This is a genomic window from Paenibacillus sp. LjRoot153, from assembly GCF_964253085.1.
Taxonomy (GTDB): Bacteria; Bacillota; Bacilli; order Paenibacillales; family NBRC-103111; genus Paenibacillus_E.
In genome coordinates, this window is the sequence record NZ_CAXUQH020000001.1 from 1,459,972 (window position 1) to 1,485,567 (window position 25,596).

The window sequence follows — 25,596 nt, forward strand, 5'->3', positions numbered from 1 at the left end:
GTGTGGTTAAAAATGACCATAAGGAGGATAAGTGATGAAGAAAACGAAAGGATCCAGGCTGTTAAGTTTGCTTCTGGGAATCGTTGTCTTGGTAGCAGGCTTCCTACCAATGGCCGCACCATCAACGGTGTATGCAACAGGTTCCGTCTATTATGTGGATTCGATAGGCGGCAATGATGCGAATGCTGGAACAGCTTCCGGATCAGCTTGGCAATCGCTGAGTAAAGTCAACAGCACCGTCTTTGGGCCTGGTGATTCCATTATGTTCAAGGCAGACGGTGTATGGACGGGGACGCTTTCTCCCCAAGGCTCGGGCACAGAGGGAAATCCCATTACGATTGACATGTATGGTACCGGCCGTAAGCCATTGATCGCCGGGGCTGGCGCTGCAGCAGCTGTCTATTTTAACAATCAGGAGCAGTGGGAAGTCCGAAATCTGGAAATCACCAATGATGCGGCAACGAAGGCAGTACGCAGAGGCATACATGTGGACGGCACCAGTGGTGGCTACAGTAATCCTAGAGTTTTTAAGCATTTTCTTTTTGAAAACCTAGAGATCCATAATGTGAAGGGTGATACCGCCACCGATTATGCCCATAACGGCGGTATTATCGTCTGGGGAACGAACTGGGATTATCATGTATCCGATGTTGTGGTGAATAACAGCAAGATTTATTCCGTAGATAGCGTGGGCATTTACATTTATGGCGCGCAAAAGAGATATGCTGCTGACTCGAAAGTAACCAACAACGTCATTTACGATGTGGGTGCAGATGGAGCGTTCATCTTGGATACGACGAATGCGCTGATCGAAAACAACATCGTGCATGATACGCATGTAAGAGCCAGCGGATATCATGTTCCGCTTTGGGTATTTTCAGCGAAGGACGCGTTGATTCAGAACAATGAGGTTTACAATACAGCGCCGGGCGGAGACGCTATGGCTTATGATGCGGATTACAAGAGCGACGGAACCATTATTCAATATAACTACAGCCATAATAATGCTGGCGGCGCTTTCTTGGTTGTAAATGATGGTACGGTTGCTAGCAACACCAATACCAATACGACAATCCGCTATAACATTAGCCAGAATGACAGCGGTGCCGTGTTCAATTTTAGCGGAACTCCGGATACTACCCATATCTATAACAACACGGTATATCTGCCCAGATATTCGAACGCGAAAGTGGTGGATTATTTAAACTGGGGCGGTTATGCCAAAAATACGTACTTCACGAACAATATCATCACGAATCTCGGAACCGGCGGCTATAATTTTGCCGGCAGTACGAATAATGTGTTTGATCACAATTTGTTTTATGGCAACCATCCGGCCAACGAACCGACGGATGCGAATAAGATTACGGCTGATCCGATGCTTGCCTCCCCTGGTTCGGGCGGTATAGGTAAAGATACGGTTGTCGGATACCAGCTTCTTTCTACATCTCCGGCTATTGGAGCGGGTAAATTGATGACGAACAACGGAGGCAAGGACTACTTCGGCAATCCGGTGTCGGCCGTGCAAGCGCCGAATATGGGTGCTTACCAAGGTCCAGGACTGGATCCTAACAATCTCCCTCCGCTCCCACCGCCGCCGGTGGAGGAGAATCTGTTGAAGAATCCGGGATTTGAAACGGGTGATTTCACTAATTGGCCTACTCATTACAACGGGGCCACTATTGAGAGCAACAATGCCCTTACCGGTATTTATGCAGCCAAGCTTACAGGGAATACGGCTGGCGTTGAGCAGACGATCAGTGGATTGTATCCGAATACGATCTACAAATTGTATGGGAATGGCAAGAGTGCAGGCGGGGGCGACGCCGTATTTGGCGTCAAAAATTATGGCGGCAGCTCCAAAGATGTCCATATGAGCGCTACCAGTTATACGAGGAAAGAGCTTACTTTTACGACGGGCAGTACCAACACCAGCGCTACGATATATTTATATAAAAGCGGCGGCAGCGGAGACGTTTACTTCGACGACTTGGAATTAATCCAGTACAGCGCATCGCCGGGCGGACCTGTTGAACCTGATCCCGTATATACGGAAGGATCTGATGATGAGTTCAATGCTGCCGAGCTTCATTCTCAGTGGCACTGGATCCGAGAGAACCCGGCGAAATGGTCGCTGAGCACGAACCCGGGGTATATGAGAATTGTTAGTGAAAACGGAGATATTGCGGGCGGAAGTGCCGATGCCAAGAACATTCTTCTCACGGGTGCGCCTGAAGGAAACTGGGCTATGGATACGAAGCTCGAAGGCAGGCCGAATTCGCAGTGGTCGCAGGGCGGATTGGTCGTCTATGTCAATGACGATACCTATATCCGAATGACTCGGTTGTATGGCAGCGGCAATCAGTTACAGTTTGACGTTAAGGTTAATGGTGTACGTACCCATATGGAGGTACCTGATACGATCGGGTCAGCTGTATCTTATCTTCGAATTGTTAAGTATGGAGATAAGTATGCCGGATACTATTCGGTAGACGGTGTCACTTATACCCAGATAGGTAACACAGTAATTGCTAACCTTGATGATCCCAAAATTGGTCTAATTGTCTGTGGGGGAACCGGACTTACTGCGGATTTTGACTATTTCCATATACAGACTAGTGGTATTACGGAACCGCCACCACCGCCGCCGCCCGTACCTGTCGCGGTGTCTGGCGTCACGCTGAATAAATCCGCATTGAGTCTGAAAGTCGGTGGGACAGCAACATTGTCAGCAGTCGTATCTCCTTCTAATGCTGCCAATAAATCGGTGACATGGAGTTCGAACAATGCTGCCGTAGCGCAGGTGGATGCGGGTGGAATTATCACGGCTGTTAGTGAGGGGACAGCTTTGGTTACGGTGACGACAGTTGACGGCTCCAAAACGGCCGTTTGTTTCGTAGAGGTTGTGTCTGCGAGCAATTTGCTGAACAACCCTGGATTTGAAACAGGTGATTTCACCAACTGGCCATCGAATTTTAACCAAGCAGCCATTGTGAATACGAACACCCATACAGGAACATACGCTGCCAAGTTGGCAACCGCATATGGGGGGATCGAGCAGATCGTAACCGGACTTACACCAAATACAACGTATACGCTCTCTGCATGGGCGATGGGAATCAATGGTGAGTTTGGCGTAAGGGATTTCGGTAGTTACAAACGTCAGGTCTATATAAACTCGACAGCCTATACGAGAAATGAGATTACGTTTACCACAGGCAGCACAAACACAAGCGCGACCATTCTCATGTACAAACGTGCTGCGGCAGGCGAGGCCTACTTTGACGACTTTGAACTTGTTCAGAATAGCGCGCCACCTACGCAGCCACCTGTCGCGGTGACCGGGGTCTCGCTGGACCATACCGGATTGAGTCTGAAAATCGGCGCGACGGCTACCTTGTTGGCCACTGTCGCACCATCCAATGCCGCTAATAAAACGGTGAGCTGGAGCTCGAACAATCCCTCCGTGGCTACTGTGGATGCGAATGGCATTGTAACCGCCGTTGGTGAGGGGACCGCTTCGGTAACTGTGACAACAGTTGACGGAACCAAAACGGCCGTTTGCTTCGTGGAGTTTGTGCCTGTAATTAATTTGCTAAACAATCCGGGATTTGAGACAGGAGATTTCACGAACTGGCCCTCGCATTTTAACCAATCAGCCATCGTGAATACGAACGCCCGTACAGGGACTTACGCAGCCAAATTGGCAACTGCCTACGGGGGGATCGAGCAAATCGTAACTGGACTAGCGCCAAACACAACCTATACAATCTCGGCATGGGCCAAGGCAGTGGGGGGAGGCGCTGCACAGTTCGGAGTGAGGAATTTCGGTAGTTACCAACGTCAGGTGTATGTCAATTCTGCAGATTATACAAGGAAAGAATACACGTTCACTACAGGAAGTACGAACACAAGTGCGACGATATTTATGTACAAACATGTCGTGGATGGAGAAGTCTACTTCGATGACTTGGAGCTTGTTCAGGTCAGTCCTTAAGACTTTTGGATCGTAGTGGCAACTATGAATGAGTAAAGCCAAAGAGGTTGGTTTCTTGTACATTATCGTGTACGAGTAACCAGCCTTTTTGTCCAGTTGTGGTTCAGGGTTTATTTGGGAAACAATTGTTCAATCGCCTCACGCTGCGCGGGTTTAATATTGACTCTGGCGCGAATGCTTTTGGCTAGTGCTTCAGCTTCTTCAATGGTGTTACTCTTGCCTAAAGTTATCAAAGTGCCCACCGCGACAGCACCCGTTCTGCCGCCGCCACCAGCACAGTGAAATCCAACTTTTTTACCGTTGTGATAAGCTTCAACTACGTAATCAATGGCTTGCTGAAACAATTGGTCTTGGGATTCCGTTGCATTGTCTCCTAGAGGGACTTGAATCCATTGGACATCGCCATCAGGATAAGCGCATTGTGTAGCTTCGCCACGCAAATCCACGATGACGTCAATGCCTTCATTTTTAACCATATCCTCAACATCCGAAGCTCCGCCAAAATAAATGCGATCCTCGACTAATGCTTGATAGTTTTTGTGTTTGTTTGTTTTATCCATGTGAACATCTCCTTAAGAGTGACTAATGTGGCTCATGTGGGAAGGCAAGTGTTGAAGTAGATCTAGTCATTATATACGCATTCACATATATGTTGAAAGGAAAGAAATTGTAAACTCTAAAGCCTAGTGAAGAAGTTGTATAACCCTCCAACTATTTACAAATAATACCTATGTTTACCTAATGAGGAGGGTATTGAAGAAATGAATGAAAGAATGAGTCGCAAACGAGGAATTGTCCTCTCGATCACCCTATTAATAGCCCTGATCGCTTCAGGATGCACGCAGAATAAAACGGTCAAAGTCGGTATCGAGGAGAATTTCCGCCCCTATACGTATATAGATGGAGGCGAGAAGAAGGGCTTTGAGGTGGATTTATGGCAAGCAATCGCTAAAAAGTCGAAGTTAGAATATGAGTTGATTCCAATGGAAATGGGCGAATTGAATAAAGGATTGAAGTCTGGTGATATTGATTTGGCCATCGCGGGGAAGACAATTACGGATGCACGCAGTAATGATCTTGAGTATTCTGATCCTTATTTCCAAACAAACTTAGTAATTCTTACTGCTTCCGAGAACTCGGCTATCAAAGGGAAAGATGACTTAGTCGACAAAGCGATAGCAACTGAAAATGGATCACCGGGGTTTTACTATGCGAGTGAAATTCAAGGGGCGAAAATCCACGGCTTTTCAAAAATCTCCGATGCCTATGCCGAGTTAAAGAGTCATACAGCAGACGCAGTTATCGTGGAGGAACGCAATGCCCAGGATTTTATTAAAAACACAGCGCAAGGGTCTGTGAAAATAGTAGGAGAGCCGTTCAATAAAGAAAGTTTAGCTATTCTTGCCAAAAAGAAAAACAAGTACATCGGAAGAATCAACGAGGCGCTCCAATCCGTATCCAAAGATGGCACCTACGAAGACCTGTATACGAAGTGGTTCACAAGCAAACCGAAAATGATGCCGAATAAAATCAAAAAAGAAGTGGAACACGACCTACAACATGAAGCATGATAGATGCTTCAATAAAAGCTGTCCGATAAGTAGATTTTCTACTTCCGGATAGCTTTTTTCATTATTGGCATTGTTGCCTAACAGGCGTTGACTTTGCTGAGGGGGATAAATGCATGTAAAATATAATTGTCTCATCTTAGATCTGAACGAAGGGAGTACACACAACGATGTTAAATAATCGCAACTGGGCTGGCAATTATACGTACAGCGCCGCCAATTATTATGTTCCAGCGAACGTAGAAGAAATACAAGCGTTGGTGGCTCGCAGTCAACAAATCAAGGTGCTTGGCACACGCCATTCGTTCAATGGCATCGCCGACTGTACGGAAAGCTTGATCTCGCTTCAGAACCTGAATCGCGTGATTTCGCTTGATCGAACGAACCATAGAGTAACGGTTGAGGCAGGCATTCGCTATGGTGAATTAGGCGAGTATCTTCACGCGAATGGGTATGCGCTGCACAATCTCGCATCTTTGCCACATATTACAGTTGCAGGCGCATGCGCCACCGCAACCCATGGTTCTGGTGATCGCCATGGCAATTTGGCGACAGCCGTTCATGCCATGGAAGTGGTCACAGCGGATGGGAATATCGCGCTGTTCTCCCGTGAGCATGAAGATGGTTATCTTGCCGGTGCAGCCGTTGGACTAGGTGGATTAGGTGTGGTCACGAAAATCACCTTGAATGTAGTCCCATCCTTTCAGATGTATCAACATGTGTACGACAATGTGCCATTAGCGCAGCTTGAAGCGCATTTCGACGATATTTTCTCCAGTGGCTATAGTGTCAGCCTTTTCACAAACTGGCAGGAATCATCGTTTAATCAACTGTGGAAGAAGCAAGTAATCAAGGATTCTTCCTCCGCGGCTGAGCAGGTGGAACCTGAATTGTTTGGAGCCAAGCTCGCTGACGCACATCGTCATCCCGTGCCAGGTCACACCTCCGAGAATTGCAGTGAACAGATGGGCATACCAGGGCCTTGGCATGAACGTATGCCGCACTTCCGGATGGATTTCACGCCTAGTGCAGGGGAAGAATTGCAGAGCGAATACTACGTGCCCCGTCAACATGCGTATGCGGCATTATGTGCGCTGGATGGTATGAAAGAGCATATCTCGCCACTGCTTTATGTTTCTGAGGTACGTACAATTGCGGAAGATGATTTGTGGATGAGTCCCTGCTATAAGCAGGAGACGGTAGCTTTTCATTTTACGTGGAAGCCGAATTGGGAAGCTGTTAAGCAAGTGCTGCCTATCATAGAACAGCAGCTCGAGCCCTTCCAAGTTCGACCGCATTGGGGCAAGCTGTTTACGATGTCGCCGGACCGCGTGCAGTCGCTGTATGAGAAGCTGCCTGAGTTTCAGCAACTGCTTCGCCAATTTGACCCGCATGGCAAGTTCCGCAATGACTTCTTGAAAACGTACATCTTGGGAGACTAATAATGACAAGAATCGGATGCTTCCATGCCCATTATTCGAATATTGAACATATTGAAAATGCCCTGCGCAGTTTGAATGTGGAGCTCATTCATTATGTAGATCCTGGTCTGGATCGGATCAAGCTGGATGCGGATTTCACGACCGAAATGGCTCAAAAGAAAGTGCTCGACACACTGAATTGGATAGCCAAAAGCCATGTGGACGCGATATTAATGACATGCACTTTTTTTACAGCCATTTATGATGAAGACATTCATCGTTTTCCTATCCCAATTATCAAAATCGATGATCCGCTGTTCGAAGAGATCTGTCAGCTGGATCAGCCTACGATCGTTGCTTTCACGAATCCAAGCACTGTACAAGGAACGATGAGTCAATTAGCGGCTTACGCCACGAAGAAGGGAAAAGCGCTAGAAGCAGCGCCTGCCCTTCTGGAGAATACTTTTGATCTCATTATGCAAGGTAAGAAGAGTGAGTATATCCAAGCTGTCTCACTGGGTTTGAAACAAATCATCGAGGAGAACCCTACGAAGCGCGTGGTTGCCGCTCAGCTTTCGATGGTTCCAGCTGCTCAGGCTGCGGAGATGCAAACGAAGCGCCCTGTTGGTAACCAACTGGTTTCATTAGCCACTTATCTGAAAGAGGTTTTAGCCATATAAGTTGGCTGGAGTCAAACGAAAAGCCCCGATTCCGATAGGAATCGAGGCTTTTTTGAATTGCTTACGGGATGACTACCGTATTCTTTTCTTGCAGCGTAGTAAGGTCATTCGCTTTAATGAATCCGTTCGAGACGGTATACAGTGTGTCGCCGATATAGAGAACGCGCTGCACTTGTTTATCACCGGCATAGAAATGTTGACCCGCTTTACGCAGATCTTCCTGCGAGAGATGGGTGATGCCGCCGCGGAACTGGAACCCTTTTTCCAAATCAAGGTTGTAAACGTACGCCCCCTGGAAAGCAAAGCTTCCGTATGCGCTAGCCGAATTCTTCGAATTGTTGGCCGCTGGATCGAGTTTCATCACCGTAACAGGGAAGGAAAGTAGATTTTTCTCTTTGGAAAAGAGCAAAGCGCGGTGATTATTCAGCAACTCCGAATCCGTTCCACGATCCCCAATCAGCTGAGTAAATTTCTCCTTCGGATTATTCACATCGGATACATCGAACAAAGCTACTTTCATACCTTGATAATAGGCGATGGATTGTGAGCCTGCCGCGTTTTTATTTTCAACTTCAACCGTATCCTTGCCGAAGCCAATAATATGGTTTTCATCATAGGGATGCAGATAGTTGCTGTAGCCTGGGATCTTTAATGCCCCTAACAATTTCGGCTGATCGGGTTGCTTTAAGTCCAAGACGAATAGTGGGTCGGTGTTTTTAAAAGTAACCATATAAGCGCGGTCGCCCATGAAGCGGGTAGAATAAATGCGTTCTCCTGGCGCGATGTTTAAGATCTTGCCTTCTTCTTTCATGTTCGCGTCAAGGATGTAGACGTGGTTTTTCGATGTGCCCTCATCGGTTCGCCATACTTCTCCTGTGGTAGTAGCAAGCCGGAGGTGACCGTTATGCTCATCCATGGAGAATTGGTTGAGTAGATGACCAGGCACTTTGCCAGTGTTTTTATACACGGCTTTTCCTGTGTTCAGCCCGAATTGATAGAGGATCGTCTCCTGCTGCTGATCTTCGTAGGTTGTGGCAGCCACGTAGAGGTTCTCTTCCGATGCGTAGACATTCTGTCCCGAGCCGAGGTACGAGGTGACATTCATCGTCTGCGTCAGATCATCCAGGTTAAGTCCTCCAATGAGCACATAGCCCGGCTCAAGGGCTTTGGGTAAATAGTAGATTTTATCTAACGGAATTGAAGTGAAGGAATCTCCTGCCGAGGAATCCCGGTAAGCTGGTGCTAGTTCTTTTTTGGCGTCTTCCGTCTTCGCCGCTTCTCGGTAGTAATAGTAATTGACATATTTATTGGCGATAAAATAAAGCGATGTCCCGATTTTACGGGAAGAAATATAGTTTCCTTCAAGCTCAACGTCTTTAACTAACTTTAGGTTACTTCGATCCGAGAGATCGTAAACCATGACCTTCGTTGTTGCCTGGGATCTGATAGGTGAAATTATTCTTTTGTCTAAAATGCCGATACTGCTGCTGCTGGCTTCCTCGTTATAAGGCACAGGTTTGAGGTTTTGATAGGATTGCCCCAACACAATTAGATGCTTATCGTCCACGTAGATTTCACTCGGTTGGAACTGCGTGTTTGCTGTGTTTGCCGTTTGCGGAAAATCTAAAATACTCAGCACTTTCATCTGATCCGCGGGATACGCTTGGGTGACGATGATTCGCTGCTTATTCACGGTATAGATGTACGTTCCATCTGACTTGACGACATCCGATTCATCCACACCTTGCACTTGCACATTCGTTCCAGAGTACTCGGGTGATACGGATTTGGCCGAGTCTTGGGCAGCGAGATTAGCACTGCTGGAAGCCGTTGGCGCTGAGGAATCCGTAGAAGATTTAGAGATGGATGATTTTGACATAAGCGCTACTGAGTATTGCTGGTTGCTTTCATTCTGCGTTAACAGTGTAACCAAGTGGTCATAAGTACCGACAACTGGCAAGGTGTCCGTTTGCTTGGTGATGTTAACGGAACTGGTAGCTGAATCCCAGCGAACAACATGATTGACGCTTTCCATAAAGAAACGCAGCGGTACATAGAGGGAGTCATCAACGATTTGTGTAACGCCGTTCATGGTAGTTGCTTGCCCATTGACATTGGCATAGTCGGAATTTAGGGGCAGCTTTAGCTCGTACCCATCGCGTGTAACAACGGCAGCTCGTTCAGCCTCATTCCACGTTACTTCCATGTCTAAAGCGGTTGCAAGATCACGAACAGGCACCATGAGAATGCCATCCATCATGCGGGTCTGCTTCGAGAAAGCGATCGGTTGACCCTCGAGCTTGACGGTGGTTTCCTGACCAGCATTCGTAGAAACTGGCGTGAAAGCCGATGTTAAGAGGATCGCGGTCGTTAGGAGGCCTGTGGCCAAAACCTTTTTCTTCATCTAGCTCATCCTTTGCTTAGTTATTGTAGGTTTCCATTATTCTCATCTGTAACCACTAAACGGATGGAATTGAAGATTTGTTTCAGCCTTTTGGAAATATTTTTCTGGAAGCCGTCTATGTCAGTTAAAAGTTGAAAATAGCAAGATAGCCCCCATTTGTTATATGATTGTGATATGGAAAATAAAGAGAAAATGAGTCGTCGTTCCTTTCTGAAAAAGGGCCTGCTGTTGGGTGGAGGTCTATTATCGGTCCCCCCAATAAGTTACGGGTATGCCACGTGGGTGGAGCCCCATTGGTTGCAAGTTGAGCGTATTTCATTGGCTTTTCCTACCCTGCCGGAGGCATTCAAGGGACTGCGGGTTGTACAATTCAGCGATCTGCACTTTGGATTCCATATGGATGTCCAGCAATTAACCAAGGTAGTCGAGGCCATTCAGGCGGAAAAACCGGATATCGTATGCTTTACCGGCGATTTAGTTGATTATGAGATTGGTGGGCAGGGTCAAGAAATACGGGATGTTTTGAAGACAATTACTGCTACATACGGCTGCTATGCGGTGCTCGGCAATCATGATTATTATGGCGATGTTGAAGAAGTGGCGGATGTGCTAGAGGGTGGTGGGTTTCGCTGCCTGCGTAATCAGGGACTACAGATTCAGAAAGGCAGCCAATCCATATGGATCGCCGGAGTAGAGGATATGTGGGAGGGCACTCCTAATCTTAAAGCGGCGATGCAGTCAGCGAAAAAAGAAGAGTGGGTACTCCTGCTATCTCACGCACCAGACTACGCGGATGTTGCTGCGGCTGCTGGAGCCGTCCATTTGCAACTATCGGGGCATTCCCACGGTGGTCAAGTAAGACTGCCCTTCATTGGACCATTGGCTTCTGTGCCTTATGGCGTCAAATATCCTTCGGGACTCTATCACGTAGGGGACAATCAAGCACTTACCCTTTATACGAATCGAGGGATTGGCGTGTCGGTTCGCCCTATTCGGTTCATGTGTCGTCCTGAGATTACGGTGTTGACGTTGGGTTAGTGAGTGGGCCTTACTAATCTGCTAGTGACTTTGTACGCAGTTAGATCGCTCTAAGGCATGTGTACGAAATAAAGGGAGAACATACAGCTAATTCCGTGAGAATTATTGATTTTACAGAAATAACTGTAAAAAGTACATTTAATTTCAAGCGATTGCTTCAGAAATAGCAGAAACTCAAAAATTAGCTGCATATTTTCCAGTTAAACTATAAATTCTAGCTTAAATCGGAAAAATAACTGGAAGTTATCCAGTTATTAATGTGTGTGGAGTTGATGCGGCAGGGGAACGTACAATCAAAATACAGAAAGTAACCCCCGCATCCGATTAAAGCCTCATAAAGAAGGTAGTGAATTCATGCCAAGCGCTAGCCTACACAATCTTTTCGAATATCTCCTATTCCCACCGACGAAATTAAACAGACAGAAACTAGAGCGCCATTTAGCAGGCAAAACGGTCCTAATAACCGGTGCCAGTTCCGGAATCGGAGAACAACTAGCTTATCTGCTTTCGGATACTCGGGTTCATCTGATCTTGGTAGCTAGACGAGACGCGAAGCTCCTAGCCATGAAAGGCGAAATCGAAGCGAAAGCGGCAGCCCATGTAAGTGTGTTCCCTGCGGATCTTCGAGATCAGAGGGACATGGAGGGTTTGCTGACCTTCCTACATCAGCTGCCAGATGGGCTCGATATCGTCATCAGCAATGCGGGCCATTCGATTAAGCGTTCCATTCGGCAGTCGTTGGACCGTTATCACGATTTCACGCGTACGATGGCGATCAATTACTTCGCGCCAGTACAACTGCTGCTATCTACCCTTCCACTTCTTGAGCAAAAACAAGGACATATTATTAACATGTCGACGGTCAATGTGATGCTTATTCCCATGCCATATTGGGCGGCATATCAGGCATCGAAGTCTGCTTTTGACACTTGGTTTCGGTCCGCTGCTCCTGAGCTTAAGACAATGGGGATTGCCACGACCTCGATCTATCTCCCGCTTGTAAGAACGCCCATGATTCTACCAACCGCAGCTTATCGCAAATTACCGGCCATGTCCCCACAGCAGGTTGCCAAGATGATCGCTAACGCTATCTATACGCAAAGGCAAACGTTCAAACCGTGGTGGTTGATTTTCGGAGGGCTAGCTTCCCTACTTTTCAGAACAATGCCTAGAATATTAAGTAAAAAGGGTAATGGCCATGAGGATGTTTAACCTGATCTATGTGTTATATCAAATTAAGCTGCTATCGCTGGTAGCGTTGTTCCGGTTAGCCTCCGCCATCTACGCATCGGGCGTCAATCTGATGGCTCTGTTGCATTTTGCAGCTAGAACCTATGGGAATAAAATCGCTTTGGTAGATGAACAGGAAACCTTGACGTATAGCCAATTGTTTGCACAATCCAAACAGCTTTCGGCCCTACTGGAGATGAAATACCAACTTGCTGGCGGTCAGAGAGTAGGCTTTCTGTGCAAAAACCACGCTTCTCTGGTGAAAGCCATCTATGCGGTTTCTTTTACGGGGGCGGATATTTATCTACTGAATGCGGAAATGAGCAAGGATCAATTGCAGGGGATTCTGGAAAGTAAAGATTTTCACCTTGTGGTCTATGACGACGAACTAAGCGCTTTGCTTGAGCAAACGACGTATACGAATGCCAAATTGCCCAGCTATCATCCTACAGATCCAGCGATAAACAACCTAGCTGCTACAGTTGTATATGAAAAGCACAGACAACGCCGAGCTTCCTCTGGGAAACTAGTGCTGCTGACAGGTGGAACCACAGGAAAAGCCAAAGAAGCGGCGCATAAACCATCGCTATTCAATTATTTGGATCCTTTTTCGGCATTCCTGACACGATTGCAAATCTTGAATAAGCATACAGCCTATATTGCGACACCTATTTATCATGGTTATGGGGTAGCTGTGCTGCTCCTTTTCTGTGCTTTGGGAAAAAAAGTAGTGATTCATCGTGGATTTGATGCTGAGAAAGCCTGTCGATTGATTCGGGAGCATGAGGTTGATATCGTAACAGTAGTTCCTTTAATGGTGCATAAAATGTTAAAAGCCAACGCAGACGCTCTGAAATCCCTGTCTTGTATAGCTTCAGGCGGTGCCGAGCTCAATCCTAAACTGGTCCGAGAGACGCTAAGTCAATTGGGAGAAGTGTTGTACAATCTGTACGGCACGTCGGAAGCGGGTTTGAATATCATAGCAGTTCCGCAGGACTTGGCCTACTCCGCAAATACGATTGGCAGGAAGATTAACGGTGTCCATGTAAAAGTATTGGATGATCAGAAAAAAGAGGCTCCGATCGGCAGCGTAGGTCAAATTTGTATTAGAAACAAATGGTCGATGCGAAACAAGGCCAGTGCATGGATCGAAACCGGCGATTTGGGCTATCAGGATGAGAAGGGGTATTACTTTTTGCGCGGACGAGTAGACAGTATGATTGTTTCAGCGGGGGAAAATGTATATCCTTTCGAAGTGGAACAAATTCTGCGCACCCACCCATTCGTCGAGGATGCAGCGGTCGTCGGGATCGCGGATGAGCTTTTCGGGCAGCGTTTGAAAGCATGGGTCCAGTTGGTACATGGTGAGGAAATAACCAAAGAGGAGCTCATGAATTGGCTGCGCAACAGATTGGCACGATTTCAGTTGCCCAAAGAGATCAGCATCGTCGAGCATTTGCCCTATACTCCCCTAGGTAAGTTGGATAAAAAAGTATTGAATAAGAAATGACCACCACAGGATGTAATTGTGATGGTCATTTTTTTTTAGAAGATGGGTCTGAAAGGAGAACATGGTCTTGATTCCACAAGAAAAATGGCTAAGAGATCAAAAAGTACTAATGGGAGAAGGAATGGCAGGAACGAGATATGCGCTTTCTTTCCATTACGTGTTGGTTTCAAATAGACTTTGTGGCCGTCGACTTTCACAATGGTTCCACGGTAAGTGCCGTGTGTTGTTTTTATCGTAACTTCTCGATTAAGGTACTTTTTACAAATTGCATAAGAATCTGATCGCATCAAGGGAATACCCCCTTTCTAGCTTTATTAATCTAGTATATGCCCGTCCCATAGAACAAGTGCGTGTGTTGGAGAACTATTCCTCTCGTGAAAATATCTAATCCGCAGAAACTGACAATGAAATAACAGTTGATGATTACTTTTCGCTTACTTAGTCAGTCTCTCCGGGTCAGAAACGAAAGAACCAACAGAATGAATATCGACGGAAACGGAGTACGCTCTTTAAGATGAGGATGTGACGGCATATGGAAAAGGACAGGTGAAACTATGAATTATCATTTGAATGACTTTGCATTTGATTTGCGAGGCAGTGTGGCTCCAGCAAATCACATAGGGGTATGTAGCGGATATAGTACAGTTGCTCCACTAGCGGGAACGGTTGCTGGCGTCAGCGGCTTGTTCTCTCCACCGTTTGCCGCGCAAGATATGGAAGTGCTGCTTGATTTCATAGCAGACGGACATCGCGTAAGCGATACAGGTAATCGGGGAAAAGGGGACTGCGGGCTATTGTACGCAGGAGCCGAATGGCGGCCGGATCGAATCGAACGGACAGGCACGTACCACTACTTCGTGGAAGATCGCCTGATTTCATTCTCCGTGCGAAGCTCACTTGTTCCGCTTGCGGATCGAGGAGGATTTGTACTAACAGTGCGGGTTGTTAATCGGACGGACCGCAGTATCCAGTTGAACATCCTTCCGAGGGTTACGGCAGGTCATCCAAGCATCCAATCCTTGAACGATTGGGATTTCGGCCATCCTTCTATGGGTGCGGAGGTGCACGAAGTCGAAGCTGGCAGATGGGAGAACGCTGAAGTAAGGGTTACGTTTTTGCAAGCGGAGACGGAATCAGCAGGGGTAGTACCTGGACAAGAGGTGGTATACCGTATGGCTATCCTGCTGACGAAGGCAGGAGAATCTGTATGCATGGATGAAAGTTTAGCGGCATGGGAACAGCGAACGCATGAGGTCTGGGAGAACCGGATTCAGCGTTACTGTAGTTCTGTACCCAAGTTGACCAGCGACATTCCCGGTCTTGAAGATTACTATCGACGTTCGCTTGTCAGCGGCCTGATCTGTCTATGGGAACATCCCGACTTTGCGATGCAGCCCTTTCCGGTCGTAGCAGGGATGGAAGGCGCCGGAATTTGCTGTTATCCGTGGGATACCGGAGGTTATGCAGCTCGGATGCTAGGACTGATGCTGGGAAGTGACAAAGTGATCGAGCTGGCGCAGATGATGGCGCGAAGCGGCATTGAGCGGCATTCGAGATTCGCTCCTAGCGGTCTGGGTAAGGATGTTCCTTATTCATACAGTCTTTGGTCCTTCTTCAATTTAGTCTGGTGCAATGTGACACAGTACGGCGAAGGTTTGGAACTTTACGATATGATGAAACATTTACTGCTTCACGATGAAGAACGGTTACCGGTCTGGGGCGAGTTGCTGGATTACGGTAAGCAGCACAATCTGCTCGAAATGAGGAGCGCCGCTCATGAACATATCGTATCCAGCCCCAACGCCGAAAGAGCGTGGTGTTATGATCGTTTGGCCGACATGGCAGAACGTCTTGGACATGAGGAATCCGTAACATGGCGAGATAAAGCCAGTCGTATCCGTGCGGCGATTCGAGAACACTTATGGGATACAGAGAATGGATGGTTTCTATGCAGGTACCCGAACGGGCACATCGAACGGGTGTACACGATTCAGGCATTCGATACCTTAAGAATGGGCGTTTGCAATGAAGATATGGCCAAGGCTTTACTGACACATTTAAAAGACGGAGCTTTTCTCGGGCCCTACGGTGTTAGCAGTATATCCGCCGAAGATTCGCTGCATTATGAATTGAATGACCCCGACTGGTCCGGTGGAGGCAGCTATACAGGTGAGAGTCCGACGCTCGCTCTTACGTTGTGGGAACAGGGTCAGCCCGCGTTAGCTTGGGATGTCCTGAAGCGATTGTTCTGGATGGGCAAGCATTTGCCCTATTTCCCACAGGAGCACTATAGTGATCGGCCTGCTGTTCCGAGCCATAAGCGGGGCAATATCATAGCCGGCCTCACAGGCACGGAAGCACTGGTGTTTGGCATGGCGGGCATCAAACCGATGTTGGATGGAACGCTGGAGATATTCCCGCAGCCTCCGCTTGAAGGAAGTGTCTCGATTTCCGGATATCGCTATCGCGACCAACAGATTGACGTCCATATGAAGCCAAACCATTGCACGATCATTAGTAATGGAAAGCCCGTATATAGTGGAATTCCTTCCGCCTATATCTTATTCAGCTAACCAAAGGATAGCAGATGACAATGGTACGGAAGAAAATGATTATCGGTTGGAATAAGCAACGAAATGAATATCGACGGAAACAACATGAGGGAATTAACATGAAGGCAGTGAACGATTGTTGGAGGATGTGATTGACCTATGAATAAAACAACAGTCCAGAGAAAGCGTGTGCTGACGCCAGCGACCCCACTAGACATGTCGCGCAAACCTGGATATCTGAAGCAACTATTGCTGGATATCAATAAAGAAAAGCTGCTTTATTGCATGCTGATCCCAGGCCTTTTATTTTTCGTCTTGTTTAAGTATTTGCCAATGCTGGGTGTGGTCATTGCCTTTCAAGATTATCAACCATTTGCGGGGATCTTAAAAAGTCATTGGGTCGGCCTGCAGCACTTCCAGCGTTTTTTCACGAATCCGGATTTTTGGAAACTTTTCAGAAATACGCTTGTGTTGGCTGTTTACAATCTGCTCTTTTTCTTTCCGCTGCCTATTATTTTGGCTTTGATGCTAAATGAGGTTCGGAAGGAGTTTTTCAAAAGATTCGTGCAAACCATCATCTATATCCCGCACTTTATATCGTGGGTCGTCGTCGCAGGGTTGACATATACCCTGTTTACAACGGAAGGCGGTATTGTGAATGAAGTTCTCGCTTCCATGGGCGGGGATAAAATCAATTTTTTGTTAAGTAAGGATTGGTTCCGTTCGATGATTACTTCGCAAGTCATTTGGAAGGAAACCGGTTGGGGAACGATCATTTTCTTAGCGGCACTCTCAGGCGTGGATCAGCAGCTTTATGAAGCAGCGCGCATGGATGGAGCTAACCGGTGGCACCAACTTTGGCATATTACATTACCAGCCATCCAAACGACGATTGTCTTGTTGCTTATTTTAAGACTAGGCAGCTTCTTGGACACTGGCTTCGAGCAAATTTTCCTCATGTTAAATTCAGGAAACCGAGAAGTAGCTGAGGTGTTTGATACGTATGTGTATACGTCCGGTCTGGTCAATGCGCAATTCAGTTACAGTACGGCAGTGGGATTGTTTAAATCTCTCGTAAGCCTAATTCTGGTCGTTTCTGCAAATGCAATGGCTAAGAAATATGGCGAGGAAGGGGTTTACTAGCATGAGAGATCGTACCCTAAGTAGCAAAGCGTTCGATGCTGTTAATTATTTGATGCTTTTTATCGTTGCATTAATCACGGTTCTGCCGTTCATTTATGTCGTATCTGGTTCGCTCGTAGCGTCGGAAGAGCTGCTTATCAAGAAGGTTGTGCTATTTCCTACGAAGATATCGTTGGATGCCTACAAATTTATTTTTTCCACCAAAATCATTTACACAAGCCTATTCATCACCATATTCATTACCGTTGTCGGAACGCTGATCAATTTGCTGCTTACTACGCTGATGGCCTATCCCTTAGCACGCAAAACATTGCGCGGCCGGGGTAAATTCATGCTGTTGATCGTTATTACCATGCTCTTCAGCGGAGGTATGATCCCTACGTTTCTCGTTGTCAAAACCTTTGGATTACTGGATACCTATTGGTCCCTATGGATCCCTTCAGCGATCAGTGCGTTCAATCTGATTTTGTTGAAAAACTTTTTCCAGCAGCTGCCCGAGGGTTTGGAAGAATCAGCGAAAATGGACGGCTGTAATGATTTGCAAATTTTGTACAAAATCGTTGTTCCATTATCCTTACCGGCTATGGCTACGTTCGCGCTATTCTATGCGGTGGGGCATTGGAATTCCTATTTTACTGCCATTATGTACATCAATGATGCAAAAATGTGGCCCATTCAAGTGTGGCTGCGCCAAATCGTTCTTCTATCGGCAGGCGGATTTACAGATGCCAGCGCAGCTTCGGAAATAGCAGCTCCGCCTCAGAGCATCAAGTATGCGGTTATCGTCGTAGCGGCTGTGCCCATATTGCTCTTGTATCCATTCCTACAGAAACATTTCGCCAAGGGAGTTTTGCTAGGTTCGGTTAAAGGATAGACGGTCAAGACTGGTAAGGTCGTCTTTCTTTCTATACAATAAAATGAAATAACGGAGGGTTTGTATGCGAAAAACAAAGGGTCAATTGAAAACAGGGTTAGCTGTAACTTGCACGACAGTCATGATGGCATCTGTATTAGCGGCATGCGGAGGCGGGGATCCCGTAAGTGACAGTGCGAAGAATACCCCTGGGAGTACGAACACCGCTCAGGCTCAGAAGCAGATCAAATTCAGCATGATGTCTCCCTTCTATGGACAGCAGCCGCCAGCGACTGATGAGACTAACGCTGCTTTTAAGGCCATTCAGGAGCAGACGAATAGCAAGCTGGAAATAACGTTCGTCCCTGGTGCGTCCTATAATGATAAGCTGAATGTGACAATTGCCTCAGGGAAACTTCCACAAGTGATGGTCGTATTAGACACCAAGAATTCGGCGATTATTAATGCTGTTCGCTCTGGCGCTTTCTGGGAAATCGGCCCGTACCTCAAAGATTTTCCGAATATCAAGAAATATTGGAACGACAAGATTGCCAACAATATTTCTGTAGATGGTAAAATATATGGACTCTACCGTGACCGTCCGTTTGCGAGAAAGGGTATTATTTTCCGCCAGGACTGGCTCGATAACCTCGGTCTGCAGCAGCCGAAAACAGTAGATGACCTCTATAACGTCGCGAAAGCTTTTACATTGAATGACCCGGATAAGAACGGCAAGAATGATACCTACGGTCTAACGTTGACCGATGATAATTTGATTACCGATGCGAGTCTTGTCCTTGTTACTGCGTTAGGTGGTTTTAATCAATGGGGCGTGCAGGACGGCAAGGTGATCCCTGACTTTATGACGAAAGAATATATGGATTCGCTCAAGCTGCTTAAAAAAATGTATGATGAGAAGCTGATTAATCAGGACTTCGGCGCGATCAAAGGAACCAAATTGCATGAAAACATCAATTCAGGGAAAGCCGGTATCTATCTAGCAAGTATTGATGACGCACCTAATAAGCATGCTGATCTGTACAAATTAAATCCGAAGGCCAAGATGGATTTCGTCATCGGGCTGCAAGGGCCTAAGGGAGTTAAACTGCCTGCGAATTCAGGCTATTCGGGTGTGTTCATGTTCCCTAAATCCAGTGTGAAGACAGAAGCGGAACTGAAGGATATCTTAACTTACTTCGAGAAAAATCTGCAGGACGATGTATTGAAAACGTTTGCGTGGGGTGTGGAAGGCGTTCATTATAAAACAGAGAACGGTAATCCCGTGTTCACCAATGAGCAATTGTACAAAGATCAGGTTGGTGATCTAGGGCAGCTTCGCATCGCACCTTCAACCTTGGCCTGGCCGACAGAACCTGATATGGGGAAAAAAGTGAAGAAGCTGTATGAAGAAGGAATGCCGAATGCTGTGCCAAGTGTCATCGAGCCGTTTCTTTCTCCGACGAAAACTCAGCTGGGCTCGGAGCTCGATAAGCTGATCAACGATGCTCGTGTTCGTTTCATCATGGGTGAGATTGATGAGGCTGGCTTTAACAAAGTAACAGAAGAGTGGCTTAAAAAAGGCGGCGATAAAATCATCGAAGAATTTACAGCCGAACAAAAAAAGGCTCAGCAAAAATAAGCATTCTGTAAAGCGGCGCTTTTTCTCCGTGTAGTTCTGGGGGAAAAGCGCCGCAATTATTGACATTACCGTGTAATTGCTGATAAAAGTAAAGAACCAATGAAGTCATGGTTAGTACAAGAACAGCGGGGGCTTGTTTATGAAATTACGTGCGTCTACCTTTTTATCCAAGCTCATATGGTTTACACTGCTGCTCGCGACGATTCCTGTCATGGTACTGGGTGCTTTTTCCTATTATCAGGCATCTGATGCGGTGCAAACCAAGGTCTATGAGAGCAATCAGCACATGCTGAAACAGACAGAATCACAAATTGAACAACTGCTGAGGCTGATTGATTACTCGGCTATTCAATATATGAATCAACCGGTAGTGATCGACGCTCTTAAGGGAGAATTGGCGGGTACGGACGGATACGTTCAGAAAGTGAAGAGTCTGCTCGAATCGATGAGTAAGCTGCAAAGCAATGAGCTCGGTACAATGGGCATGGAACTCATAAGCATAGCCAATAAATGGTCCATTAACGATACGGGTTTGTCCATGCTGGAAACGAAGGCTGTTGAGAGTTATGCGGGATGGGTGAATGATCCTAGAACATCGTTTTGGTCCACAAGCCCAACCGGAATGAAACTCATCAAGAAAATCCCGGCTTATTCCCCCACCCCGTCGGGGCTGCTGATCATGTCGATTCCAATTTATGAAGTCAATAATCTAATAAGTAAGGATACTGCTATGGGCAAAGTATTGCTGCTGGACGATCAAGAGGTCGTCTTCGCCGGCAATGCCGTGAATCTGCTTGGCAAGCAGTTTCAAGAACTAGCGATCGGCTGGAATGAGTCCATACCTGCTGGGGAGCAGGGCTTCTACACAACCCGTTCAGAACGGGAGCGCGTCGGGATTAGTTACCGAAAGTCGAATTATAACGGTTGGACTTATTTATCGGTAGTGTCCATCGATGAGCTTAACAAGGAATCGCAGGGTATAGGATGGTTCACCCTATATATTTGTCTTGGTATTTTAGTGATTGCCCTTCTGATTTCTTATTTAGGCTCAAGGAAGATGTATAAACCGATCCGGAAGTTGTATGAAGTCGTGAGCAATTCCCCCGAAACCGTCGGCACCGATGCGGCCATCGATGAATTCGAATTTATCAATGAGCGTTTCCGAGGATTGATGCAAAGAGAGTCAAGTCTATTACAAGAGGTTATGGGACAGTCCCATCAAATGAGGGAATACTTTGTTTTCAAGCTTTTCCAGAGCGATATGGCGAGGACCGAGGCTCAGGATAAGCTGGAAGCTTTCGGGCATCCGACGGCGTGGAACAGTATGTGTGTCATGACGATCCAAATCGATACGTTATCCAATACGCGTTTTGAAGAGCAGGATCAGGATTTATTGCTTTTCGCAATCAACAATATCGTTTCTGAGCTCATCCTACCTGAGCTGAGGCTGCCTCCAGTCGTTATGGGGGACTCGCAAGTTACTTTGCTAGGTGGGGCGGAGACAGATCCTAAGCTGTTCAAGAATCTTCTGGACACGGCGGCACATCAAATCATGCAGATGATTAAACTGTATCTGGAGCTGAAAGTGAGCATTGGCTTCAGCCATATGTTTACCGACATTAAGCAAATCCGTCATGCCTATGGCGAATCGTTGCAAGCTTTGAAGTACAGGATGAACCTGGGGGAAGAGTCGATCCTGTTCATTGAGGATGTACAGCCAGAGAAGAGCATGCAGTTGAGCTATCCAGATACCGCAGAACGGCAGCTGCTGGATGCCTTGAAGCTTGCAGACCGGGAGCAGGCTACGCGCTGTCTTCACCAATTCATAACGACGCTTGCTGTCGATGAGCGAACGCATGAAGAATATTTCATGTCCTTCGTCCGTCTTCTAGTCCAAATGCTGCAGGCTGTCAAAGATGCAGGCGTGTTGCCTAAACGTTTATACCCCGATGAGCAAACCTTGTTTATACAACTGTTTCAATTAAAAACAGTGAGTGAGGTGGAACGGTGGTTTCTGGATGTGGTGATGCTTCCATTTCTAATTCACTTAGAACACAAGCTAGATGAGCAGTATCAGAGTATTTCCAGTCAAATTATTCACATGATAGAAACTGGCTTCGATACCGATCTTTCACTAGAAGTGTGCGCACGGCGTATGAATTACAGCCCGAATTATTTGACCAAAGTATTCCGCAAGGAAACAGGTGTTAATTTCAGCGATTACTTATCGGAGTATCGGATGAACATGGCCAAAAAATGGCTGTTAGAAACGGATATGAAAATATCCGAGATTGCGGAGAAGCTGAAGTATAATACACCTGCCAATTTCATTCGCTATTTCCGTAAATTGGAGGGAACTACGCCAGGTCAGTACCGTGATAACTATTTAAACAAATAGGAGGAAAAAGAAACAATTAGTGGATAGAGTGAGTTCTTCAATCAGTTAGTTACCCATAATATGTTGTATCCGTTTAGTTATTTAACCACCATCCAGTATAAAGGAGCGAATTCGAATGGAATTTACAATTATCGAATATGACCCCTCCTACGCGGTACAAACGGTTAAGATGTGGAGAGAGAGCAAGGAACAAGCGATTGGGCAAAAAGCGATACATTCTTTTGAAGATCATATATATTTTCTGAATAACATTTTGGTCAAAAGTAATAAGGTTTACCTTGCAATTGAATCTTCAGGGGAGCAAGTAGTAGGCATACTAGCTTGTAACGAGAATTGGGTTAATCAGCTATACGTTCATACGCAATATCATGGGAGAGGAATAGGGAATAGGTTTCTGAACCTCGCCAAACAGCAATCGGAAGGTAGACTACTTTTATACACCTTTGAAGTCAACAAGAAAGCACAGAAATTTTATGAGAGAAACGGATTTAGGATCATTGGCAGAGGAAATGAAAATGAAGAGCAGCTTGAGGATATAAAGTATGAATGGGTAGAACCGTAAAGATCCTGTCGGTAACCGGATAGCGGTTCCCAGAACATTGAAAAGAAAGTTTAAAAAATAAAATTAAGATGTATGGATTTGTAACGTGAAGCTGCCAACCGAGTTGGTAGCTTTTTTTGCTTACATCTTGATAGATACCAATATTTTGAAGATTTGTCGGGAGTATCATATTTCCAGGCGATAATCATTATCTCAGAAAAATGGGAAATATGAGCAAATGATTGTTTCGGAACCTGTTTTAAAACTGATAAGCTGTGTCTGAGCTTTGGTGATGCGAGGGGGGGATATGTAAATTTGTAAGCGATTTCTAAAGCGTTACAACAATTATACGCGGGAGGAATTACATTGAAAAAAAGTGTTACAAAGGTAACGAGTTACGTTTTATTGTTTGCACTAGCGCTATCCATTATCGCAAGCGGAATGGCCAGTAAGGCAGTACATGCTATCGGTATTTCGATCACGGGCAGTGGAGGCTGGAATGAGACGGCCTTTGTAGAATGGTCACCTGTGAGCAATGCTCAGGGATATAATGTATATGTTAAACCTGCAAGTGCAGCGGATTCTCAATATAATCAAATTGATACGCAATTAATCCGACAATACCCTTCAAAATGGAGAGCTGATGCTGTAGGGCTTGCAGCTGGAGATTATGTAATGAAAGTTGAAGCAGTACTGTCCGATGGTTCAAAAGAAAGTATTGTTTCAAGTACGCTAACAGTAAAGGCACATGACAGATCTGGATTTGCTTTTGCAAATCAATCAACATTTGGCACAGGTTCAGGGGCTTATAATGAAGATGGTACACTTCCGAGTGGTGCTCAAGTTATTTATATAACATCTGCGACTGCACAAACAGTATCTCTTGATGTGAAAGTCGATAGCGCAGGTACTAAACAAACAGCTGTTGGTTTAGGTGCAATTCTGGCACTAAGACAAAAAGGCTATGATCAAACACCACTTGCAATCAGATTTATTGGAAAAGTGACAGATGCTAACATGGGTTCATCAATTAACAGCGGTGGATTTCTTCAAGTAAAAGGTGCTTCAGCTTATACGCGAATGAATACTACAATTGAAGGTATCGGTAACGATGCTACTGTTTATGGATGGGGATTCCTACTTAGAAATGTCGGTAATGTAGAAGTAAGAAACCTTGGTATTTTGTTATTCCAAGACGATGCAGTTTCAATGGATACAGGCAACGTTAATATTTGGGTACATAATAATGATATTACCTATGGAAAAGCAGGATCAGATGCTGACCAAGTAAAAGGTGATGGTTCAACTGACCTTAAAGGCGCATCAACGTATACTACAATATCTTACAATCACTACTGGGATTCCGGAAAAGCTGCTCTAATCGGTTTGAGTGAATCAACTGAATTCTTTGTAACATTCCATCATAACTGGTTTGACCATTCAGACTCACGTCATCCACGTATAAGAAAAGGAACTATTCATATTTATAATAACTTCTTTGATGGAGTCTCCAAATATGGTACTGGTATAACAACAGCAGGTTCGGCCTTTGTAGAATCAAATTATTACAGACATTCTAAAAATCCAATGTTGATTTCCTTACAAGGTACTGATATTGCAGGTGGGTCAGTAGGTACATTTTCCGGTGAGAATGGCGGTATGATTAAAGCATACGATAATAGTATCGTAGATCTTGTTGGAGGTCTTATTTATGCAAATTCCAATGCAGGATCAGCTCCAGCTAATGCAACATCATTTGATGCGTACTTAGCTTCGACAAGAAACGAAACAGTTCCAAGTTCATACAAAGCATTAGTAGGTGGAACATCTTATAATAACTTTGATACAACGATCGATACAGGAGTAAATGTAGCTGACATTGATAGTGTAAGCACGGTTGAACAAGTTGTTACGGCAGAAGCTGGACGCCTAGGTAATGGAGACTTTACATGGGCATTTAATGATTCAGTTGATGACACATCGTCTGACCTTAATTCAGCACTGATGTCTAAAATACAAAGTTACACAACTCAACTTGTATCTGTAGGTGGTAATTCAACACCACCAACGTCTACACCGGCGCCAACAACTACACCAGCACCGACGACTACACCAGCGCCAACAACTACACCAGCACCAACGGCTACTCCAGGTACTTCAATTGTTCATAACTTTACCACAGATGGCAAAACAAGCAGCTTCTTCACAATTGTAGGGAACCTCTCTACAAGTAAGGGAACAGTGGTCTATAATGGTTTAACACTAACGCAATGTTTAAAAATGGAGAGTTCAACCAATATTGGTTTTACCACAACAACGGCTAAAACATTAACATTAGTGTTTAATCCAGCAAACGGACTAAAAGTTAAGATAGACGGAACCAGTTATGCAATGACGAATGGCATTGTCAGTGTTTCACTTGCGGCTGGCACACATACCATTACCAAAGAAGACGTTACAAATCTTTATTACATGAAAGTAGAATAATAGCTTATAAAGGCTGCCAACAGTATTGCGATTTCGCATAGTGTTGGCAGTTCTTTTTTTCCCAACCAACTTGCGGGTGGAGAAATGGGATAACTTTACAATAACAACTTTGTCTTCTATAATATAGGAATATAT

At 45.7% G+C, this 25,596-nt stretch carries 16 protein-coding genes; 14 read left to right on the forward strand and 2 right to left on the reverse strand.

All coding sequences use genetic code 11. The annotated features are described in order from the left end of the window. Nucleotides 1–34 precede the first annotated feature (34 nt). Nucleotides 35–3,997 (forward strand): Ig-like domain-containing protein, encoded by a 3,963-nt coding sequence (locus tag ACSQ8P_RS06390; protein WP_436234430.1) that lies wholly within the window; start codon nucleotides 35–37, stop codon nucleotides 3,995–3,997. A 110-nt stretch (nucleotides 3,998–4,107) separates the two neighbouring features. Here the strand turns inward: ACSQ8P_RS06390 and ACSQ8P_RS06395 are convergent, their stop codons facing one another. Then, complete coding sequence (locus tag ACSQ8P_RS06395) at nucleotides 4,108–4,557, reverse strand: protein-tyrosine phosphatase family protein (RefSeq protein ID WP_436234431.1); 450 nt, start codon at nucleotides 4,555–4,557, stop codon at nucleotides 4,108–4,110. Nucleotides 4,558–4,758: 201 nt separating this feature from the next. Here ACSQ8P_RS06395 and ACSQ8P_RS06400 point away from each other — a divergent pair, with 201 nt between their 5' ends. The 3 genes from ACSQ8P_RS06400 to ACSQ8P_RS06410 all read left to right on the forward strand — a co-directional run bounded on the left by ACSQ8P_RS06400 (nucleotide 4,759) and on the right by ACSQ8P_RS06410 (nucleotide 7,666). Next, nucleotides 4,759–5,568, forward strand: a complete 810-nt coding sequence (locus ACSQ8P_RS06400; RefSeq protein ID WP_436234433.1) for a transporter substrate-binding domain-containing protein — start codon at nucleotides 4,759–4,761, stop codon at nucleotides 5,566–5,568. 167 nt (nucleotides 5,569–5,735) lie between these two features. Continuing rightward, on the forward strand, nucleotides 5,736–7,007 hold the full coding sequence (locus ACSQ8P_RS06405; RefSeq protein ID WP_436234435.1) for an FAD-binding protein: 1,272 nt from the start codon (nucleotides 5,736–5,738) through the stop codon (nucleotides 7,005–7,007). Nucleotides 7,008–7,009: 2 nt separating this feature from the next. Next, nucleotides 7,010–7,666, forward strand: coding sequence for a hypothetical protein (locus ACSQ8P_RS06410; protein WP_436234437.1), 657 nt, complete (start codon nucleotides 7,010–7,012; stop codon nucleotides 7,664–7,666). Between the two features lie 61 nt (nucleotides 7,667–7,727). Here ACSQ8P_RS06410 and ACSQ8P_RS06415 read toward each other — a convergent pair whose 3' ends face one another. Next, nucleotides 7,728–10,070, reverse strand: a complete 2,343-nt coding sequence (locus tag ACSQ8P_RS06415; protein ID WP_436234438.1) for a beta-propeller domain-containing protein — start codon at nucleotides 10,068–10,070, stop codon at nucleotides 7,728–7,730. A 174-nt stretch (nucleotides 10,071–10,244) separates the two neighbouring features. Here ACSQ8P_RS06415 and ACSQ8P_RS06420 point away from each other — a divergent pair, with 174 nt between their 5' ends. From ACSQ8P_RS06420 to ACSQ8P_RS06465, 10 genes are all read left to right on the forward strand, one after another. Next, the gene (locus ACSQ8P_RS06420) at nucleotides 10,245–11,108 is read left to right on the forward strand and encodes a metallophosphoesterase (RefSeq protein ID WP_436234439.1); all 864 of its coding nucleotides are present in this window, start codon (nucleotides 10,245–10,247) and stop codon (nucleotides 11,106–11,108) included. Nucleotides 11,109–11,462: 354 nt separating this feature from the next. Further along, on the forward strand, nucleotides 11,463–12,320 hold the full coding sequence (locus ACSQ8P_RS06425; protein ID WP_436234440.1) for an SDR family NAD(P)-dependent oxidoreductase: 858 nt from the start codon (nucleotides 11,463–11,465) through the stop codon (nucleotides 12,318–12,320). Next, nucleotides 12,307–13,848 (forward strand): AMP-binding protein, encoded by a 1,542-nt coding sequence (locus ACSQ8P_RS06430; RefSeq protein ID WP_436234441.1) that lies wholly within the window; start codon nucleotides 12,307–12,309, stop codon nucleotides 13,846–13,848. The genes ACSQ8P_RS06425 and ACSQ8P_RS06430 overlap by 14 nt, the downstream gene beginning before the upstream one ends. Nucleotides 13,849–14,402: 554 nt before the next feature. Beyond that, nucleotides 14,403–16,421, forward strand: coding sequence for an MGH1-like glycoside hydrolase domain-containing protein (locus ACSQ8P_RS06435; RefSeq protein WP_436234442.1), 2,019 nt, complete (start codon nucleotides 14,403–14,405; stop codon nucleotides 16,419–16,421). Between the two features lie 195 nt (nucleotides 16,422–16,616). Beyond that, the gene (locus ACSQ8P_RS06440) at nucleotides 16,617–17,543 is read left to right on the forward strand and encodes an ABC transporter permease (protein WP_436239466.1); all 927 of its coding nucleotides are present in this window, start codon (nucleotides 16,617–16,619) and stop codon (nucleotides 17,541–17,543) included. A gap of 1 nt (nucleotide 17,544) precedes the next feature. Further along, nucleotides 17,545–18,417, forward strand: a complete 873-nt coding sequence (locus ACSQ8P_RS06445) for a carbohydrate ABC transporter permease (protein ID WP_436234443.1) — start codon at nucleotides 17,545–17,547, stop codon at nucleotides 18,415–18,417. Nucleotides 18,418–18,481: 64 nt separating this feature from the next. After that, the gene (locus ACSQ8P_RS06450) at nucleotides 18,482–20,035 is read left to right on the forward strand and encodes an extracellular solute-binding protein (RefSeq protein WP_436234444.1); all 1,554 of its coding nucleotides are present in this window, start codon (nucleotides 18,482–18,484) and stop codon (nucleotides 20,033–20,035) included. A gap of 139 nt (nucleotides 20,036–20,174) precedes the next feature. After that, nucleotides 20,175–22,433 (forward strand): helix-turn-helix domain-containing protein, encoded by a 2,259-nt coding sequence (locus tag ACSQ8P_RS06455; RefSeq protein WP_436234445.1) that lies wholly within the window; start codon nucleotides 20,175–20,177, stop codon nucleotides 22,431–22,433. A 115-nt stretch (nucleotides 22,434–22,548) separates the two neighbouring features. Beyond that, complete coding sequence (locus ACSQ8P_RS06460) at nucleotides 22,549–22,995, forward strand: GNAT family N-acetyltransferase (RefSeq protein WP_436234446.1); 447 nt, start codon at nucleotides 22,549–22,551, stop codon at nucleotides 22,993–22,995. Between the two features lie 345 nt (nucleotides 22,996–23,340). Next, nucleotides 23,341–25,461, forward strand: a complete 2,121-nt coding sequence (locus tag ACSQ8P_RS06465) for a pectate lyase (RefSeq protein ID WP_436234447.1) — start codon at nucleotides 23,341–23,343, stop codon at nucleotides 25,459–25,461. Nucleotides 25,462–25,596 lie beyond the last annotated feature (135 nt).